Below are 18,528 nucleotides of genomic sequence, written 5' to 3'. Positions count from 1 at the left end.
CGCCGGCGGTGTTGGTTGTGGTGTTCGGGTTGGTGACGGTTCCGTGGCGTGCTGCCCGTCAATTCGCCGTTCCGTTTGTGCTGGCGTTGCGCCGATCGCCGCGCCGGCGGCGTGGTTCGTCATCGGGGTGGACCTGTTTTTCACCCCGGATTGAGCTCGCCGGTGCCACTCGGGCGGCGCGTGAGTTGCTGCTGGGGCTGTTCGACGGTCCGCCCGTCGGGACCTATGTCGAGGGCCGCGACGATCGGCCTTGGCTGTACCCCGAGGTTTAGGTCGTGTTTCAAAGGTGGTTCGGCTGTGAGTTTTCGATCAAGTGGGTGTGTCGGTGCCGCCCAGCGTCGCGGTGCCGGGGCGGGCGGACGTTACCGACGTGCAATGGGCGCGGTTGGTGCCGCTGCTGCCTCTGGATAGGAAGGCGGGCCGTTCGCCGAAGTGGACGAAACGGCAGCTCATCGACGGGATCCGGTGGCAGATTCGGGCGGGTACGACGTGGCGGGATGTGCCGGCCCGGTACGAGCCGTGGCACGGTGTACTTGTTCCGGTGTTGGCGGCGGGCGGGGGTGTGGGTGCGGCGCCGAAGTGTCGCTGCGACGCAAGAACAGCGACGTTGCGCGTGAGGATGCCGCCGTCGGGTCCTGCTCCTGTCGACGTTCCGGTCGTCGGCGTCTGTGCCGACGACCGGTGGTCTGAGGTCCGGTTGAATTCAGGCGTGCGACAACGGCGGGAGACCGGGTACGCCGCCGGTTGAGAGTGCACGAAAGACGCGTTCTGGTGTCATCGGCAACTCGGTAAGCTGGGCACCGACCGCGTCCGCGATGGCCTGGGCAATCGCCGGGGCGATGGGGAGCATGCCGCCCTCCCCCATGCCTTTGGCGCCGAAGGGGCCGGCGCCGTGTCCCTGCTCCTGGGTGATCGAGACGAACCGCTCGGGGAGGTCCTCCGCGAGTGGGACGCGGTACAGCAGGGCCTCGGCGTTGAGAAGTTCACCGTTCTCGTAGCGCATTTCCTCGAACAGGGCCTGCGCGAGTCCAAGTATGGCGGCGCCTTCATCCTGACCGCGGCAGCCGATCTTATTGATCACCTTGCCAGCGTCTCCACTGACCGCGAGCTGAAGGACCGTAACCCTGCCGGTCTCCGGGTCGACTTCGACCTCGGCTGCCGCCCACCCGATCTCGTAGAAGACACACCGGGCGGCCAATGGCGCATCGGCATCATTGCGCACCTTGTAATAGCCGTCGGCCGAGAACTCGAACCCGGTGTGGCCGAAGAACTCCATGATCCGCTCGAAAAGCGGATATACCTCGCCTGTGGGGGTGCGCACCGTCCAGTCGTCGAGCACTGAGGTGGCCGGGTCGATGGCGAACTGTTCACCGGCCCACTCGAGCACTTGTCTACGCAGGTTCTCCGCCGCGTTCCGGACGGCCTGTCCCATCACCACCACGCCGGACGAGGCGTTGGTGCCCTGATCGAAGGGGGTGTGGTCGGTGTCGATGCGCGTGTACACGACGCGGTCGCGGCTGGTGCGCAGGACGTCGGCGACGATCTGGGACATCGCGGAGTGCCCGCCCTGGCCCATTTCGGTGAGCGCGCAATTGAGGAAGACGTCGCCGTTGGCGGTCACCTTGACCCGCGCCATCGCGGGCTTGTTGCCGCCGCCACTGTCCTTGAGCCCGACGCATACCCCCATGCCGCGGTTTCCGCTGCGATCCCTGGAGTGGTAGCCGATAGCGTCCGCGACCAGACGCATTCCCTCGGCGAGGTCGGAGTCGATCCCCGCATCCCCGGGGACGAATTCTTCGCCGAGCTTTTTGAGGTTTTTCAGCCGCAGTGCGTAGGGATCGATGCCGAGTCGCTGCGCGATGAGGTCGATCTGACGTTCGCCGGCCCACGTGGTCTGGGTGGCCCCGAAGCCGCGCATGGCGCCGGCGGGCACAGTGTTCGTGGTGACCGCCTTGCAGACGGTGTCGATGTGCTGCCAGCGGTACGCGCCCGGCATCCGGTAGCCGGCCTTCTCCGCCACCGCCGGACTGTGTTCGGCGTAGGCCCCGCTGTCGAGGAGCACCGTCGATTTGCGGGCGACAAAGGTGCCGTCCGCCTTGACGCCGGCCTTGACGATCAGCTTCGCCGCGTGCTGCGACACGGTGAGGAAGCCCTCTTCCGTGCTCATGCAGAACCGCACCGGCCGGCCGCCGCTCAGCTGGGACAGGCGGATGGCGACCGGGTCGGCCTTCGGGCCGTTCTTCGCGCCGAACGCGCCGCCGAGCAGGGCGACGTGCACCCGGATCCGGTTTTCGGGGAGGTTGAATACGTGCCCGAGTTCCTGGCGGAGGTTGAACGGGCTCTGTGTCGCCGTCCAGACCTCGATCTGTTCGTCGGTTGCCTCCGCGACCGTGACGAACGGTTCGAGATGCATGTGGTTCATCCGGGAGAAAAGGAAGGTGTCCTCGAAGATGTGGTCGCACTCCTCCCACACGTCCGGTGATCCAGTGCTGTAACGGAATTCGTAGCTGACATTGTGGTCGCTGCGCAGCGACGCCGACGCGCCGTTCCGGTACGGGGGCAACCCGCCGCGCGGCTCGAGCGGATGGATTGTCGGCGACGACGGATCGAGGGCCTCGTCGACGTCGAATACCGCGGGAAGGATCTCGTATTCGACCTGAATGAGGTCCAGTGCAGCCAGGGCCGTGCGCTCATCTACCGCAGCGACGGCGGCGACGATGTCGCCGACATAGCGGACGGTGTCGGTCGCGACGACCGGCTGGTCCTTGACCATGGTGCCGTAACACGCCAGGCCGTCGGTTTCGTTGCGGGTCAGTACCGCGGTGACGCCGTTCAGTGCCTCGGCGGCGCTCGCGTCGATGGACACGATACGAGCGTGCGCGTGCGGACTACGCAGCACCTTCGCGTGCAGCATGCCCGGTCGCACGATGTCGGTGTTGTAGACCGCTTTGCCGGTCACCTTGACCGCGGCGTCCGCGCGCGGCAGATCGCGTCCGGTGACCCGCTTGTCCGGAGAGGCGGTCGGCAGCGAATACACGGTGTATCCGGTGCTCGCGGCGTCGGGGTGGACGTCGTGAGTGAAGGACTCGGCTGTCGTCGTCACGCGGATTCCCCGTTCGTCTCACCGGTCAGTTCGGCAGCGCGCTCGACCGATTCGAGGATCATCTCGTATCCGGTACAGCGACAGGTGTTGGAACTGATCCATTCGCGGATGGTGCCGCGATCGGGTTGTGGGTCCTGACGCAGCAGCCCGGTGGTGAGCATCAACATCCCGGACGTGCAGAAGCCGCACTGGAAACCCCCGCACTCGGAGAATGCACGTTGCTGCGGGGACAGCGCGCCGTCGGGCGCGGCCAACCCTTCCACTGTCTCGACCGAGGCGCCGTCGATGCTGAATGCGAAGGTCGAACAGGAGGCGACGGGCAGATCGTCCACGAGCACGGTGCACGCTCCACAGACCCCGCGCTCGCAGGAACCGCGAACGCCGTTGCAGCCGTGGTTGTTGCGCAGGACGTCGAGCAGGATGGCGTTGGCGGCGACGCGCACGGTCTGCTTGACGCCGTTCAGGGCGAACTCGATGCAGGTGTCGAGTTCACCGTCGGGGGCAGCGGATCGGTCGGTCTCGCGATCGGGGTACTCGGTCATCTCGTTGTCGTTCCCTTCAGCTGCGCACACGCCGCGGTGAGCAGGCGGCGCGTCAGCACACGCACCAGGTGCCGGCGGTACTCCGCCGAGCCGGTGTAATCGGCACAATCGTCCGGTAGCTGCTGGGCAAGCTGCGCGCTCACCTCGAGCGGATCGAGTTCGCGGGCGCCGGTGTCGGCCGTCAGAGCGAATCCGTGGCGGTATTCGGAGCCCGATTGCGCGCGCACCTGCAGGGTGCCGTCGGGGTTGCGGCGCACCGCGAGGGCCACTGTCGCCGTCGGACGCATCGAACGCTCATATCCGAACCAGACGAGGTCGTCCGTTCGTACGGTGATGTCGGTCAACAGACCTCGCTGATCGGTTCCGCTGTCCGCCCACAACGACGCGACCGGGCGGGAGAGCGCGCCGGCGTCGAAGACCAGGTCCGCGCCGAGCGCCCCGAGAAGCAGCGGCATCTCGTAGCGGTACCGCCGCGCCATCAGGTTTCCGCCGACGGTCGCGGTGTAGCGGATCCGAACCGTGGCGATCGACGCCCATGCCGCCGCGAGGTCCGGGATCGCGGTGCCGACGGTCTCGTCCGTCGCACCCATGTGGTGGGTCACCATCGGGCCGATATGAAGTACGCCGGCCTCGTGACTGATGGCGCGGAGCGCATCGACCTTCTGCAGCGACACCAACGTGTTTGGGGCGCACCCCTCACGGATCTGGGCGACCAGATCCGAGCAGCCCGCGGCGATGACGGCATCCGGATGTTCGGACACGATCGCGAGGGCGTCCTCGATGGTGGTGGGGCGATGGAGCCGGAAAGGGGCCATCGCGAATTGGGTCTGCGCCACCAACCCGGCGCCGAGGGCCTGGATGCGCATCAGCGGGCTCCCCGCACGAGTGTGCGGCGCGGTATGCCATAGCCGGTATGCATGTGGTGATTCACCCCTTGTAGGGCGCGCCGTTCCACGGCCGCGGAGACGACGTCGAGTGCGGCGCGGACGGCTACCGGACAGAATCCGGTGTAGACGAACCTACGCCGATTCTGGCCCTGAAGATGCTCGCGAACGACGATCGGATCTTCGTCACCAACACAGTCGCAGGAGTCGGCCGGGTCGGTGTGGCACAGCACGGTGTCCAAGGTGCCGCGCGAGGCGTTCCTGCCGTCAGCTGGATTCTGCTCGGGGGTCGCATCGCCGCGCAAGGGTAGGGCAGTCACTGTGCCGCCGCCCTCCGCAGCCACCGTGGCAAGGCCGCTCTTGTTCATGTGCCTCGTTCCATTCGAAAGGACAACGGATGACGGTCCAAGAAGACTCAGCGCAAAGTATCTTTGCTATAAGATAGTTCTACGTTCCTGGCTCCCCGAGGTCAATAGCGCGGCCAAAGTTGTCCGGCCCGGTCATTTCGAGGATTGCGGCACCTGGAGCACACCCCTCCCCGAAGAGTTGCAGGTCACAGTCCTGGTTAGCCCCTGAAGCGCCTTCACCGCTCAGGGTTGCAATAACGTCGGGAACGCACGGGGGATCACGGCAGATCTTCGGCGAGCACACCCCGGAGCGCTCATGTGGTTTCGACCCCCTACGCAGGCGCTGCACCGACCGACTTTGCGGTGTTCTCGGATGCAGCAGCCTGTAAAGACCCCTCCAGAACGGACAGAAGATCGGCGAGCTGCTCGCGCTGACCACCCCCGAGTCCCCCCTGCATCCGGGCCAGTTCCGCGAAGTGTGCATCCGAAACAGCGTCGACAAGTTTGCGGCCCGCCCCGGTGAGCGTCACATACACCACGCGGGAGTCGATGTCATCGCGCTCACGTAGCACCAGGCCGGCCTCCTCGAGCCGGTTCACCCGCATTGTCAGGCCACCCGTTGTCACCAAGGTCTGTTTCGCCAGCTCCCCGGCAGTGCGCCGGAACGTCGGTTCCGCACGCCGAAGGCAGGCGAGAACGTCGAACCCCGCCTCGTTCGTCCCGAACCGTTCGAACAGCTCATTGATCTGAGCCCGGTACAGCAGAAAACTCCGATGCAGCCGTCCGAAAATCTCCAAAGCCGACACGTCCAGCTCGGGACGCGTCCGAGCCCACTGCCGGATGATCTCACCGACCCCATCCGCCCGATCCGATTCGGCCACTTCACACTCCAGATTCGATACGGGCACGGTGCCGCGAATCAGTCTCGCCTACCGGCGACCGACTCACCGACAATTTCAGGACTTATCTTTGCGCAAAACTATTGTACGATCCTCGCCACCACCGCGACGGCTCCCCAGCCCCCGGTCGCCGGAACCGTGACGCGAACAGAATTGCGAGGCACCCGTGAACACCGTCCTTCGCGACATCCACACTGAATGGGAAGCACACCGCGCTATCGCGGTCGCCACCGTCATCGCCACCCACGGGTCATCCCCACGAGACCCCGGCGCGATGCTCGCAGTCCACCAGGACGGAACCGTGGTCGGCAGCATCTCGGGCGGCTGCGTCGAAGGCGCCCTCTACGAAACCGCCCTCGACGTCCTCGCCACCGGGCACCCCCGAATCGAGCACTACGGCCCCACTGGCGACATCCTCGAACCCGGACTGACCTGCGGCGGATCACTGATCGTGCTCGTGGAACGAGTAGACCGCGAGACCATGCCGCAACTCGCCGACCTCATGGAACGGACACTGCGCGACGAAACCGTCATCCTCGAGACGATCCTCACCGGACCGGAAGCAGGTACCCACCGCATCGCAAACGAACTCGACGCCCCCACCGGCCTGACCTCCTCCGGAACGCTGATTCGTCGCTTCCCGTCCCGGCCCCGGATGGTGATCGTGGGTTCGACCGACTTCGCCGCGGAAACCGGGATAGTCGGTACCCGAATGGGCTACCGGGTAACCATTTGCGATGCCCGCCCCGTGTTCACGACATCGCAACGATTTCCCGATGTCGACGAGGTCGTATGCGAATGGCCATCAGACTGGATCGCACGCGAACGCAACGACGGTCAATTCGATTCCCGCACAGTCATTGTCGTTCTCACCCACGACCCCAAGATCGACATCCCCGTCCTCCTCGAATGCCTCGACGAGGCCAAATGGACACAGCCCCTCGCCTACGTCGGGGCCATGGGGTCACTCACCGCCGACACCAACCGACGGCGGGACCTGGCCGCAGCCGGCCTCCGCCCAGAAAGTCTCGCCACGCTATCCAGCCCGATCGGCCTCGACATCGGCAACCGCGGACCAGCCGAGACCGCCATCTCCATCGCCGCCGAAATCATCGCCAGCCGGTCCGTGCCAGTGTGCTCATAAAAAGATGACCCCCATCCCCGTAACCCGCTAATCTCCAGCGCCGACCAGGACCAAAACCACCAGATCGATGCGCTGCGCCGCCGAGGTGATCGCCAGCCTCCACTCCTACGCGCGCGGCCACCGGACACGATCTGAACGGTTAGGCAGGGTATGGGAAAACTGGGAGTAACAGATAGGTTGAATTCGCGTCGCCAGGCCCGGCCGCCGAGCACCGAAAAGGAGCCTCCCATCAAGATCCTGCAGAACGTCTCGAGCGAGATCCGCGAGTGGGAACGCGGCTTCAGGACGGTGATGCTCCGAGTACGCCAGATCGGGGTGCTGATCGACCGTCTGGGGCCCGCGCTCGACGACCTGTCCGAACTGCTGGACGCCGCCAAGCAGATCGCGGAGACAGCGGAGGGGCTCGCCGTGAGCGCAAAGGGCATCGACCAGAGCGCCGAGATCATCGCCCGCGACGCGGAGAAGATCGCGCAGGCGCTGCCCGCGGTCGAGCGGCTGGGGAGACTCGCAGACCGCCTACCCGGAGGGGGTAGACGGTCTGCTGCCGGGCGGTGACGGATGGACGCGGCCCCGTCAGGCGGTGTTACCGAGCGAGATCGTGAACGTCGGTGCCGACGAGGCGCAGCTCGGCGGGCTGCGCCTTCGGGTCGTCGGCGATCCCCGAAATCGGCATCATGGCGAGAGCCTGATCGAATGCGTCGACGAGCCATTCCCCGGTCACCGTCACGAGTTGGGTGTCTTCGGCGGCGGGCTGCTTCTGGAAGAAAGTCACCACCCACGGGTTCTGCGCGTCCGGATCGGAACTGAGATCCCCCGGTGCGTTGGTGGCGAGCAGGTGAATGCCGCGCTCGAAATCGACCCGGACGGCATAGCCGGTGCCGGTGTTGACGACGGTGGCTGGGCGGTGCGCGGCCAGGGCCAGCGTCATGAGGGCATCGGCGTAACGGGTGGTGTGCTCCACGGTGAGTGGCATGAACGATCACCTTTCAACTTCTGTGAGCGTCGCCGCGGCAGAGCAGGCCCGGAGTTCAGTGGTCCGGAAATGCAGTTCCTCCGACAGGTCACGAGAAGATAGAAGTAAAGCTGTTCGTCGGGAGCTTCGGCTGCGAGAGCGTCGTGCGGTGTGGTGCTCTCACTGTCGGCCACCTTCGAGGTGGGCGTCCTGGCACAGCGTGCACAGTTGGTACGCCCGATCAGAGCACGGACGCGTCGGGCGGTCCGTGAACTGCGGTAGCTGTGTACTCAACTACCACTAACCGTACGGTGCCGGAACCGGATACGCGACACGGGGGCGTCCGCCGGACAGCGTTGTGGCCCATGACCTGGGGTCATGGGCCACAACGTGTCGTCCTGCGGGTCGGCTCAGTGCTGCAACACCGGGTAGTCGGTGTAGCCCTTCGCGCCTTCCGAGTAGAAGGTCTCGGGGTCCGGGGTGTTGAGCGGCAGGTCTTCCTGCCAGCGCCGCACGAGATCCGGGTTGGCGATCGCGGGACGCCCGACGACGACGGCATCGGCGTGGCCGTCGTCGAGGATGGCCAGCGCCTCGTCGCGGGTGGTGACTGCCCCGAAACCACTGTTGATCAGCACCGGACCGCCGAAGCGCGTCCGCAGGTCCTGCGCAAGGGGCCCGGACGGGTCCTTGTGCAGAATGCTCAGGTAGGCGGGCTTCAACGGAGCAATGGCGTCGACCAGCGCGCCGTAGGTGGCCCGAACGTCGTCGGCGTCCAGTTCCAGGGCGTCCTGGATGTTGTGTTCGGGTGAGATGCGGATACCCACCCGGCCTGCGCCGATGGCGTCGGCCACGGCCTCGACCACCTCGACGACGAAGCGTGCCCGGTTCGTGGGGGAGCCGCCGTACGCGTCCTCACGCAGGTTGGACGCCGGGGAGAGGAATTCGTGCAGCAGGTAGCCGTTGGCGGCGTGGATTTCGACCCCGTCCATCCCGGCTGCCACCGCGTTCCGCGACGCCTGGACGAACTCCTCGATGACGGCGGGGAGTTCCTCGGTACGCAGCGCGCGGGGCACCGGGTACGGCTCCTTCCCCTCGTATGTGCGGGTCTCACCGTCGATGGCGACGGCGCTCGGGCCGACCACCTCGTGACCGCCGGTGGTTCCCTCGTGCGTGACGCGGCCGGCGTGCATGACCTGGGCGACGATCCGTCCACCGGCTCCATGCACGGCGTCGGCGACGTTCTTCCAGCCCGCAACCTGCTGGGGTGTCACCAGCCCGGGCTGGCCGGGGAAGCCCTGGCCGGCGTGGCTGGGGTAGGTGCCTTCACCGACGATCAGACCGAGAGAGGCCCGCTGACGGTAGTGCTCGACCACCAGCGGTCCGGGCACACCGTCACGCCCGGAGCGGACGCGGGTCAGGGGTGCCATCACGACCCGATTGGGCAGTTCGAGTTCGCCGAGTGTCAAGGGGGAGAAGAGATTCACAGATATCGGTCTTTCCGTAGGCGTGTTCGGCAGCTCCGTTCTCGGTGCCGCCGCGCAGGATCGGGATCCACTGGGGGAACGGGCCTACGGGTCGGGCTATTCCGACTCGTGACGGCCGTCACTGTGAGGGCACCGTCCCCGAGTCGGGGAATTGCGCTCGCCTACAGGCTGTGGTCGCATTCGAGCAGGGCGTCGAGCCAGAGCAAGGCTTCGACGAGGGCCTGCATGCGAATGAGTGCGGTGTCGGCAGGCACGGGCGGCGGGGGATCGGAGCCTGCCCGGTGCCTGCTCTGCAGGTGTCTCACGACGGCGGTGAACAGCCACTCGGCGGGCGCGGGCAATTCCTCGTTCAACTCTGCGGTGTCGTGCACGACGGGTACGACGCTGATGAAGCTGTCGACGGCGTCGGTGACGCTCGAGGCCGGATCCGCGATGAGGTCGGCGATGGTCGTGACGATCCACGCCACGACCGCCGTGAACGCCGACCGGTCGCTGCCGTGGTCGCACGCGAGCTGGGAGATCTCGGGTGCGAGCGCGTGGAAGTCGCGGTCGCCGACCAACGTCAGGAGGCGACCGCCCAGTTCCGCGCCCTCGGCGCGCTGAGGCCCATCGATCATGGCTGTCCCACGGCAGGTATTCGGCGCCGTCAGGTTTGCGGATGGGGCGCGAGGGCGTCACGGCCCTAACAGCCGAACGGAACGCACAGAGAACCCGTGCATGCCGCGGCGGCCGCGACAGAAAACGGCTGGACGAGTCCGGTGGCCAGGACGGTGGGGTGCCCCCGGTGACGGGCAGGGCGACCACGGTGCCCGAATCGAACTCGGTGACGTAGAGCGTCCCGCCGGACACCGCCACATCGAACGCGTTGCCCAGGCCGGTGGCGAGGGTGGTGGGCCGGTCGTGACGACCGCCCGACGGACGAGCGGGTGAACGGTGATCGGCGCGTCGGCAGTCCTCTCCTGGCCCGTGTCCGGAAGAATACAACCCGTCACTGTGCGATCCGCCGGGGTTCGGGCAGGACGTCCGTGCCGCTCAGACCTCTGCTGCGACGGGCGGCTTGACTCCGACGACCGGGCACTGCGCCTCGAGGAGCACACGCTGGGCGACGCTGCCCATGAGGAGTTTGCCGACGGGGGAGCGTCGTCGCATGCCGAGGACGAGGAGCTCGGCGGCGGAGTCGTAGGACGCGTCGATGAGGTTGTCGGCGTGGGAGCGGTCGGGTTCGTTCCGTGCGATGCGGTAGTCGACGCCGGCGGCGTCCGCTTCCTCCCGCGCGGAGTGCAGTTCGGCCCCGAAGCCGGGAGCCGAGGCGCTGTCGCCGTCCGCGATCACGACGAGATCGGTTGCGCGCATGCGGGCTTCGGCGAATCCGAAGGCCAGGGCGCCACGACCTTCGACTGTCGGAACGTAGCTGAGAATGACGCTCATCGTGACCTCGGCTCGAGTACGGGAGTGGTCAGGGTGCCCTGGGCGAGGTATTCGTCGAGGTTCTGCAGCGTGAGAGCCTCCATCGCGGCCCGGGTCTCGGTCGTGCCGCTCGCGACGTGGGGGAGGAGGACGACGGTGTCGAGGGCGAGCAGCGCTTCGGGCACATGCGGTTCGCGGGCGAATACGTCCAGTCCGGCACCGGCGAGCTTGCGTCCGGTGAGCAGTTCGACGAGCGCGTCCTCGTCGACGACGCTTCCGCGCGCCACGTTGATCAGGTAGCCGTCGGGCCCGAGGGCTTCGAGAACCGTTCGGTCCACGAGCTTTTCGGTGCCTTTGCCGCCTGCTGCGGCGACGATCAGCACATCCACCCCGGCGGCGAGTGCGGCGGCTGAGCCGACGTACGAGAACGGGGAGCCGGGAACCTCGCGCCGATTGTGGTACGAGATCGTGCAGCCGAAGCCGGTGAGGCGGGTGGCGATGGCGGAGCCGATGCGTCCCAGCCCGACGATGCCGACCCGCGTGCCGCTCACCTTCCGGGTGAGGGGGAAGTTGCCCTCTGCGGGCCAGCGGCCGTCGCGCACGAAGCGGTCGGCGGCGGAGAACCCGCGGAGCGTGTCGATCAGCAGTCCGACGGCGGTGTCGGCCACGCAGTCGGTGAGGACGTCGGGAGTGTTGCTCACGCCGATTCCGAGTTCCTCGGCGAGCACGACATCGGTTGTGTCGTAACCGACTCCGAAGTGCACGATGGCACCGAGGTTCGGTAGGTCCGTCATCAGTGCGGCGTCGACTCCGGTGCGACCGGACGTCACGACCGCGGTGACGGACTCGCCGTGCTCGGCGAGGAAGCCGGTGCGGTCTTCGCCCAGCGGGAGGTCGAGTGCGTCGTACTTCTCGGAGAGCGTCGCGGTGAGGGACGGCTTCAGCGGCCCGACCTTCAGGACGCGTCCTCCCGAAACAGTCTGTACAGCAGCTTCTTTCACGGACGACTCAGTGGTCACCATCGTGCCTCCTGGCGAGTGGTGACGCGACTCTCCGCGTCACCGGTTACTCGTACGTTAAGCGGCGCCCGGAATACCTGTCCAACACGTAAATAACATGGATCGATACTCAAACGGCATTGGTCGGCGGCGCGTTGACGTGCGCAGATGCCGAAACTCCCTGTATGTGCCGGTCAGGGGCCTGCCGGCGTGATCGCAGTCTCCATCAATTGTGCGTGTGACGGCCCTCACGAGCTGTTTCGGGCCGTTTCCCCCTGTTGACGCTCCTCCGGGCCGCTCATAGCGTGTGTCTACCGTCACAGGCGGGCCCTCTTCACTCGCGTCGAGTACGCGACACATCCCTACGGAGGACACCATGAGCCCTGCACGTTCGCTGCAGCAGGGAACCCGTTACCGCGCCGTCGTCGTGGCCACCGCCGCACTGACGGTGCCGGCTCTGGTCACAGGTTGCTCGGTGGCCAATTCGAGCCACAGCGACGCCGCCAGCCCCGACACGTTGCGGATCGTGCTCCCGCAGGAGCCGCCCACGCTCGAACCCTGCGACGCGTCACTGACCTCTACCGGAGTCGTCGTCCGCTCCAACATCACCGAGCCGCTGGTGGAACGCAACGCCGATACCGGCGATCTCGAACCGAAGCTCGCCGACTCGTGGGAGCAGACGTCGGACACCGTCTGGACGTTCCGGATCCGTCCGGGCGTCACGTTCAGCGACGGCAGCGTCTTCGATGCCGAGGACGCCGCCTTCTCGATCGATCGCACCGTCAACTCCACCATCGGCTGCGACGTCGACGGGTACGTCTTCGGCGACGACGAACTCGAGGTGAACGCCATCGACTCGTCGACCGTGACGGTGCAGACTCCCGTCGCCGACCCGATCCTTCCGCTGCGGATCTCGTTCGTGGAGATGGTGCCCTCCACCACCGACGCGCAGGACAAGGTGCGCGATCCGATCGGCACCGGCCCCTACGAGATCGACTACTGGGATCACGGGCAGCGACTCGCGCTGGTCCGCAACGACACGTACTGGGGCCCGGCGCCCGAGTACACGCGGGCGATCTACCAGTGGCGGACCGAGGGCAGCGTCCGGGCCGCGATGGTCACCAACGACGAGGCCGAACTCGCCACGTACCTCGGTCCGGAGGACGGCGCGGGCGACCTCGGTGTCGCCTACCCCAACAACGAGACGACGGCGCTGCGCATGATGGCCACCGAACCGCCGCTCGACGATTACCGCGTCCGCGAGGCCATCGACCTCTCCGTCAACCGGGCGGGGATCGTCAAGGCACTCTTCCAGGGTCTCGGCGAGCCGGCCGGGCAACTCGTCGGCAACAGCATCGTCGGGTTCGACCCCGACCTGCAGCCGACCCCCTACGACTCCGATCGCGCCGCGCAACTGGTGGCGGAGGCCAAGTCCGACGGCGTTCCCGTCGACAACCAGATCCGCCTGATCGGGCGCACGGGCCAGTTCCCGAAGATCAACGAGACCATCGAGGTCATCCAGAACTCGCTGAGCAAGGCCGGCCTGAACGTGAAGATCGAGATGATGGACACGGCCGGGCAGATGCAGTACCAGATCCGGCCGTTCCCGCAGGGCACCGGACCGATTCTGCTGATGATCCAGCACGGCAACCAGGCGGGTGACGCGCAGTTCACCGTCGACCAGTACATGCGCAGCGACGGATACCAGAGCTACTTCGGCTCGCCCGGATACGACGCGCAGATCGACGCCGCCGAGCAACTCGTCGGCGACGCCCGTCAGGACGCGTTCGCCTCGGTACTGGCCAACGAGCCGAAGGAGATCCGGCAGTTCGCGTACATCGCCCACATGAACGCGGTGCTCGCCAAGTCCCCGACCGTGCAGTACGCGCCCAACTCCGCGACCGGCGACGAGATGCGCCTGAGCGAGATGACCCACGCGGACACATCCGCGAACGGCTAACCCCTCTTCCCAGCCCCCCGGAGGAACTGAGATGTCCCAACCGAACCCGATCCGAAGGCGGTGAGTCATGTTCGCCTTCCTGCGCCGACGCGTCTACACCAGCCTCGTACCCCTCCTCGTCGTCCTCTTCGGTGTGTTCCTGCTCGCCCGCCTCACCGGCGACCCGACCAACCTCTACCTCCCGGTCTCCGCGACACCGGATCAGCGCGCCGAGTTCGCGGCCGAGAACGGCCTCGACAAGCCGGTCCTGAGCCAGATGGTCGACTACCTGTCCGGGGTCGTCCACCTCGACTTCGGCGAGTCGCTGCGCACCGGTGAATCCGCCGCGACCATGGCGTTGCGGGCGTTCCCGGCCACGCTGCAGCTGGCGTTCTTCACGATGCTGCTCGCGATCATCGGCGCCATCGTGATCGGTTGCTGGGCGGCGTACCGGCCGAATTCGCTCGCCGACCGGATCTCGAGCCTGCTGTCGATGACCGCGGCCAGCATCCCCGACTTCTGGTTCGCCATCACCGGAGTGTGGATCTTCGCGGTGGTGCTGGGGGTGCTGCCCACGTCGGGTACCGGAAGCGCGCTGTCGTGGATCCTGCCGATCGCCACCCTGCTGATCCGGCCGCTCGGCGTGCTCACCCAGGTGGTCCGCGGTGCGATGGTGTCGGCGCTGTCCGCACCATACGTACGACTGGCCCGGAGCAAGGGCGCCGGCGATCTGCGCGTCGTCACCCATCACGCGCTCCGCAACGCCGCGGCTCCGGCGCTGACGGTGGCCGGCGACCTCACCGTCGGACTGGTCAACGGCGCCGTCGTCGTCGAGGCGATCTTCGGCTGGCCCGGCATCGGCAAGCTGATGATCGACGCGATCCTGCAGCGCGATTTCGCGGTCCTGCAGGCGGCGGTGCTGCTGACCGCGGTCAGCATCTTCGTGCTCAACATCCTGATCGACGCGGGCTACGCACTTCTCGACGCGCGTGTCCGTGAGAAGTCCAAGGTCTAGGAGGCCGCCGACATGTCCATAGACAACGCACCCCGCCTGGACGGAGCCGGCGACGTCTACCCGGGCCCCGACGAGACGCCCGCCGTCGCGGTCCCCGTCGACGAAACCGTTCCGGCACCGAAACCGTCCCGGAGCAAGGCGCCGTTGTGGCGACTGCTCCTGCGGGACCGGATGGCCACGGTCGCGGCGGCGATCCTGGTGTTCGTGTTCCTCGTCGCCGTCTTCGGCCCGTGGCTCGTCGGCGACGCCGCGACGGATCAGAACCTCGACCAGTCCAACCTCGCACCGTTCCACGTGGCGAACGGGTGGATGAACATCCTCGGCACCGACCCCCTCGGACGCAGCATGCTCGCCCGGCTGATCGTCGCGTGCCGCACCACCCTCCTGGTGGCGCTGCCCGCGGTCGCGCTGTCCTGCATCATCGGGTCCCTCGTCGGCATGTGGGCGGGCTACCACCGCGGCTGGCGGGAGACGACGGCGATGCGCGTCGCCGACGTCATCATGAGCTTCCCATCGCTGCTGATGGCCGTCGTCGTCCTCTACGTGTTCTCGCCCAGCGCCGCGAACATCGTCCTGGTCCTGGCCATCACCCGCATCCCGATCTACCTCCGCACCGCCCGCGCGGAGTCGGCGGAACTGCAGAGCCGGTTGTTCGTGGACGCCGCCCGCACGTTCGGCGCCCGCAGCGGTGCCGTCATCCGCAGGCACGTGTTCCCCATCCTGCTGCCGACGCTGCTCACCGTCGCCACCCTCGACTTCTGCTACGTGATGCTCGCCGAGTCGTCGCTGAGCTTCCTGGGCATCGGCATCCAGCCGCCGGACATCAGCTGGGGCCTGATGGTGTCCCAGGGCCGGACGTACCTGCAGACGGCGTGGTGGCTGTCGTTCTTCCCCGGCCTCGCCATCGTGATCACCACCGTGTCGGCGACCGTGCTCGCGGCGTGGGCCCGGATCGCCACCGACCCCGCCCAGCGCTGGCGTCTGACCGTCCCGCGGTCGCGCCGCTCCCGGCTGTTCCCCACCCGAAAGGTCGTCTCATGAGTGCACCCGCACCGGCTGTCGAATCGCCCGACGTCGCAGACACCGACCGCGTCGCCCTCGAGGTCGCGGATCTGACCGTCGACCTGCGCACCCCCTCGGGCACGGTCCGGGCCGTCGACCACGTGTCGTTCACCGCGCGGCGAGGGGAGACCCTCGCGTTGCTCGGTGAGTCGGGTTGCGGCAAGTCGATGACCGCGCAGGCGCTCGTCGGCCTGCTCGAACCGATCGCCGGCATCACCGACGGCTCAGTCCGTCTCGGCGACGTCGACCTCGTGACGGCGAAGGCCAAGACGCGCCGAACCCTCGCCGCCACCGAACTCGCCATCGTGTTCCAGGACGCGCTGACCGCGCTCAACCCGGTGTACACGGTCGGCAAGCAGTTGGCCGAACCGTTCCGCATCCATCGCGGGCTGTCCTCGAAAGAGGCGCGACGGGAAGCGGTCTCGCTGATGGAGAGGGTCGGGATTCCCGAGCCCGAATCGCGCGTCGACTCCTACCCGCACCAGTTCTCCGGCGGCATGCGGCAGCGCCTGCTGATCGCGATGGCCGTCGCACTGAGCCCGACGGTCCTGCTCGCCGACGAACCGACAACGGCGCTCGACGTCACGGTGCAAGCACAGATCATGTCGCTGCTGCGGGACCTGCGCACCGAGCACGACATGGCCGTCATCCTCATCACCCACGATCTCGCCTTGGTCGCGGAGGAGGCCGACCGCGTCGCGATCATGTACGCGGGCAACGTCGTCGAGACCGGTCCGGTCGCCGAGGTGTTCTCGTCGCCGCAGCACCCATACACCAAGGGGCTGCTCGATTCGGTCCCCGTGCACGCGGTCCGCGGCGAAGACCTGAAATCCATCGGCGGCACCCCGCCCGACCTGCACTCCATTCCGTCCGGCTGCGTCTATCAGGCGCGCTGCCCGCTGGCCCGCGACCTGTGCCGCACCACCCGCCCACCGCTCGCCGACGTCGCCACATCTGGTCGCCGCTCGGCGTGCCACTTCCCCGAGGAGATCTCTCATGTCTGAGTCGATTCTGAAGGTGCGGGGCCTCACCAAGACGTTCAAGGTGCCTGCCAACGCGGCGGGCAAGAATCAGTTGCGCGCGCTCGACGGCATCGACCTCGACCTCGCCCGCGGCGAAACGCTCGGGCTCGTCGGCGAATCGGGCTGTGGCAAGTCCACTCTCGCCCGCACGCTGATGATGCTCGAGCGCCCGGACTCCGGTTCGGTGACGTGGGACGGCGTCGACCCGTTCTCGCTGAAGGGCAAGGACCTGCTCGCGCTGCGCCGCCGCGTGCAGATGGTGTTCCAGGACCCGTACGCGTCGCTGAACTCCCGGATGTCGGCGGCCGACATCATCGCCGAGCCGTGGCGCACCCACAAGACGATGTACAAGACGAGCCGCGACCGGGCGGCGCGCGTGCGGGAACTGCTGCACCTGGTGGGCCTGCGGCCGAGCGACGAGCACCGCTACCCGCAGGAGTTCTCCGGCGGTCAGCGTCAGCGACTCGGGATCGCCCGCGCCCTGGCGTTGAACCCGAGCGTCGTCATCTGCGACGAACCCGTGTCGGCGCTCGACCTGTCGGTGCAGGCGCAGGTGCTCAACCTGCTGAACGACCTGCAGAAGCAGCTCGGCATCTCGTACGTGTTCATCTCGCACGACCTGTCGGTGGTCCGGCACGTCGCCGACCGCGTCGCCGTGATGTACCTGGGACGGATCGTGGAGACCGGTGCGACGGACGCCGTCTTCGACCGTCCCGCCCACCCGTACACCGAGGCCCTGATGTCGGCGGCACCGAAGCTGGACGCCGCTTCCCGCGGCAAGCGGATCATCCTCGACGGTGAAGTGCCGTCGCCGCTGAACCCGCCGTCGGGCTGCCGGTTCCGGACCCGCTGCGCCCACGCGACCGACATCTGTGCGAGCACCGCGCCACCTGCAGCGGTCGACGAGCGCGAGAGCGGCCACGTCGCCGAATGCCACCATCCCCGGCGTCCGGTCGAACTCGGCGTCCCCGTCGCGGTCGGGTGAGCGGGGCAGAGTTCGCGATCATCGCGTTCGCCGTCTTCCTCGCCTCGTGCATGCAGGCCTCGATCGGATTCGGGATGGGCATGCTCGCGGCACCCGTCGTCGCGCTCGTCGACCCGGGCCTGCTGCCCGGGACGCTGATCATGACGGCGACGGTCGTCACGGTGATGGTGGTGTGGCGGGAACGCGACGCCCTCGATCTGTCGGGCACCGGGTGGGCGCTGGCCGGCCGGGTGCCGGGCACGATCGCGGGCGCGTTGCTGCTGGTGGTGCTGCCGGAACGGGGGCTGTCGCTGCTGCTCGCCGCCGTGGTGCTGGCCGGGGTCGTCTTCGCGACGCTGGGCTGGGCACCGCCGCCGCGACGCCGGAACCTCGCCGTCGCCGGCGCCGCGTCGGGTCTGCTCGGCACGGCCACCTCCATCGGCGGACCGCCGATGGCCCTGGTGATGCAGGGGTCGAAAGGGGCGCAGCTGCGCGGCAACATGAGCGCGTTCTTCCTGGTGGGATCCACGCTGTCGGTGGCCGTTCTCGCCGCGACGGGGTCGGTGCACCGCGAGTCGGCGGTGATGTTCCTGCTGCTGATCCCGGCGACGGTGCTCGGCTACGTGGCGTCGCGGTTCGTGAATCGCCACCTGGACGCTGCACGCCTGCGCCGGGCGTCGATCACGGTGTCCTGCGTGGGTGCGTTGATGCTGATCGGACAGCAACTTCTGTGATGCAGTGTCTGCATCGTTCGATGCTCAACAAG

At 67.4% G+C, this 18,528-nt stretch carries 19 protein-coding genes; 9 read left to right on the top strand and 10 right to left on the bottom strand.

Annotation, left to right across the window (positions count from 1 at the left end; translation table 11 throughout):
* Positions 1–313 precede the first annotated feature (313 nt).
* Positions 314–748, top strand: coding sequence for a transposase (locus JVH1_RS16905; RefSeq protein ID WP_009477004.1), 435 nt, complete (start codon positions 314–316; stop codon positions 746–748).
* On the opposite strand, the gene JVH1_RS16900 is transcribed toward JVH1_RS16905, so the two are convergent.
* From JVH1_RS16900 to JVH1_RS16880, 5 genes are all read right to left on the bottom strand, one after another.
* Complete coding sequence (locus tag JVH1_RS16900; RefSeq protein WP_009477005.1) at positions 704–3,103, bottom strand: xanthine dehydrogenase family protein molybdopterin-binding subunit; 2,400 nt, start codon at positions 3,101–3,103, stop codon at positions 704–706. The genes JVH1_RS16905 and JVH1_RS16900 overlap by 45 nt on opposite strands.
* On the bottom strand, positions 3,100–3,645 hold the full coding sequence (locus JVH1_RS16895; protein WP_009477006.1) for a (2Fe-2S)-binding protein: 546 nt from the start codon (positions 3,643–3,645) through the stop codon (positions 3,100–3,102). The genes JVH1_RS16900 and JVH1_RS16895 overlap by 4 nt, the downstream gene beginning before the upstream one ends.
* Positions 3,642–4,511, bottom strand: coding sequence for a xanthine dehydrogenase family protein subunit M (locus JVH1_RS16890; RefSeq protein ID WP_009477007.1), 870 nt, complete (start codon positions 4,509–4,511; stop codon positions 3,642–3,644). The genes JVH1_RS16895 and JVH1_RS16890 overlap by 4 nt, the downstream gene beginning before the upstream one ends.
* Positions 4,511–4,897 (bottom strand): hypothetical protein, encoded by a 387-nt coding sequence (locus JVH1_RS16885; RefSeq protein ID WP_009477008.1) that lies wholly within the window; start codon positions 4,895–4,897, stop codon positions 4,511–4,513. Before JVH1_RS16885 ends, JVH1_RS16890 begins: the two co-directional genes overlap by 1 nt.
* Before the next feature lie 311 nt (positions 4,898–5,208).
* Positions 5,209–5,757: a MarR family winged helix-turn-helix transcriptional regulator gene (locus JVH1_RS16880; protein ID WP_009477009.1), complete on the bottom strand. Its 549-nt coding sequence runs from the start codon at positions 5,755–5,757 to the stop codon at positions 5,209–5,211.
* A gap of 184 nt (positions 5,758–5,941) precedes the next feature.
* Between JVH1_RS16880 and JVH1_RS16875 the strand changes: the two genes are divergently transcribed.
* Positions 5,942–6,919 (top strand): XdhC family protein, encoded by a 978-nt coding sequence (locus tag JVH1_RS16875; protein ID WP_009477010.1) that lies wholly within the window; start codon positions 5,942–5,944, stop codon positions 6,917–6,919.
* Between the two features lie 177 nt (positions 6,920–7,096).
* A complete protein-coding gene (locus JVH1_RS16870) occupies positions 7,097–7,474 on the top strand; it encodes a hypothetical protein (protein ID WP_009477011.1) in 378 nt (125 codons plus the stop codon).
* Positions 7,475–7,502: 28 nt separating this feature from the next.
* Here the strand turns inward: JVH1_RS16870 and JVH1_RS16865 are convergent, their stop codons facing one another.
* From JVH1_RS16865 to JVH1_RS16845, 5 genes are all read right to left on the bottom strand, one after another.
* Positions 7,503–7,892 carry a hypothetical protein gene (locus tag JVH1_RS16865; RefSeq protein WP_009477012.1) on the bottom strand — a complete coding sequence of 130 codons (390 nt, stop codon included), beginning with the start codon at positions 7,890–7,892 and terminating at the stop codon, positions 7,503–7,505.
* A 389-nt stretch (positions 7,893–8,281) separates the two neighbouring features.
* The gene (locus JVH1_RS16860) at positions 8,282–9,355 is read right to left on the bottom strand and encodes an alkene reductase (protein WP_009477013.1); all 1,074 of its coding nucleotides are present in this window, start codon (positions 9,353–9,355) and stop codon (positions 8,282–8,284) included.
* Between the two features lie 161 nt (positions 9,356–9,516).
* On the bottom strand, positions 9,517–9,972 hold the full coding sequence (locus tag JVH1_RS16855) for a hypothetical protein (RefSeq protein WP_009477014.1): 456 nt from the start codon (positions 9,970–9,972) through the stop codon (positions 9,517–9,519).
* Positions 9,973–10,387: 415 nt separating this feature from the next.
* On the bottom strand, positions 10,388–10,783 hold the full coding sequence (locus JVH1_RS16850; RefSeq protein WP_005256524.1) for a universal stress protein: 396 nt from the start codon (positions 10,781–10,783) through the stop codon (positions 10,388–10,390).
* The gene (locus JVH1_RS16845) at positions 10,780–11,784 is read right to left on the bottom strand and encodes a 2-hydroxyacid dehydrogenase (protein ID WP_009477016.1); all 1,005 of its coding nucleotides are present in this window, start codon (positions 11,782–11,784) and stop codon (positions 10,780–10,782) included. Before JVH1_RS16845 ends, JVH1_RS16850 begins: the two co-directional genes overlap by 4 nt.
* 352 nt (positions 11,785–12,136) lie before the next feature.
* Here JVH1_RS16845 and JVH1_RS16840 point away from each other — a divergent pair, with 352 nt between their 5' ends.
* The 6 genes from JVH1_RS16840 (at position 12,137) to JVH1_RS16815 (ending at position 18,496) form a co-directional block, all read left to right on the top strand.
* Positions 12,137–13,720, top strand: a complete 1,584-nt coding sequence (locus JVH1_RS16840; RefSeq protein ID WP_009477017.1) for an ABC transporter substrate-binding protein — start codon at positions 12,137–12,139, stop codon at positions 13,718–13,720.
* Between the two features lie 67 nt (positions 13,721–13,787).
* On the top strand, positions 13,788–14,714 hold the full coding sequence (locus JVH1_RS16835; protein WP_005237765.1) for an ABC transporter permease: 927 nt from the start codon (positions 13,788–13,790) through the stop codon (positions 14,712–14,714).
* Positions 14,715–14,726: 12 nt separating this feature from the next.
* Positions 14,727–15,755, top strand: a complete 1,029-nt coding sequence (locus tag JVH1_RS16830; protein ID WP_009477018.1) for an ABC transporter permease — start codon at positions 14,727–14,729, stop codon at positions 15,753–15,755.
* A complete protein-coding gene (locus JVH1_RS16825) occupies positions 15,752–16,780 on the top strand; it encodes an ABC transporter ATP-binding protein (protein WP_009477019.1) in 1,029 nt (342 codons plus the stop codon). The genes JVH1_RS16830 and JVH1_RS16825 overlap by 4 nt, the downstream gene beginning before the upstream one ends.
* Positions 16,773–17,783 carry an ABC transporter ATP-binding protein gene (locus tag JVH1_RS16820; protein ID WP_009477020.1) on the top strand — a complete coding sequence of 337 codons (1,011 nt, stop codon included), beginning with the start codon at positions 16,773–16,775 and terminating at the stop codon, positions 17,781–17,783. Before JVH1_RS16825 ends, JVH1_RS16820 begins: the two co-directional genes overlap by 8 nt.
* On the top strand, positions 17,780–18,496 hold the full coding sequence (locus JVH1_RS16815) for a sulfite exporter TauE/SafE family protein (RefSeq protein WP_005256537.1): 717 nt from the start codon (positions 17,780–17,782) through the stop codon (positions 18,494–18,496). Before JVH1_RS16820 ends, JVH1_RS16815 begins: the two co-directional genes overlap by 4 nt.
* Positions 18,497–18,528: the final 32 nt, after the last annotated feature.

It is taken from the genome of Rhodococcus sp. JVH1, assembly GCF_000280725.2.
In the GTDB taxonomy this organism is placed as follows: Bacteria; Actinomycetota; Actinomycetes; order Mycobacteriales; family Mycobacteriaceae; genus Rhodococcus_F; species Rhodococcus_F jostii_A.
The sequence above is the reverse complement of the archived record's forward strand: the minus strand, read 5'-3'. Positions and strand labels throughout refer to the sequence as shown.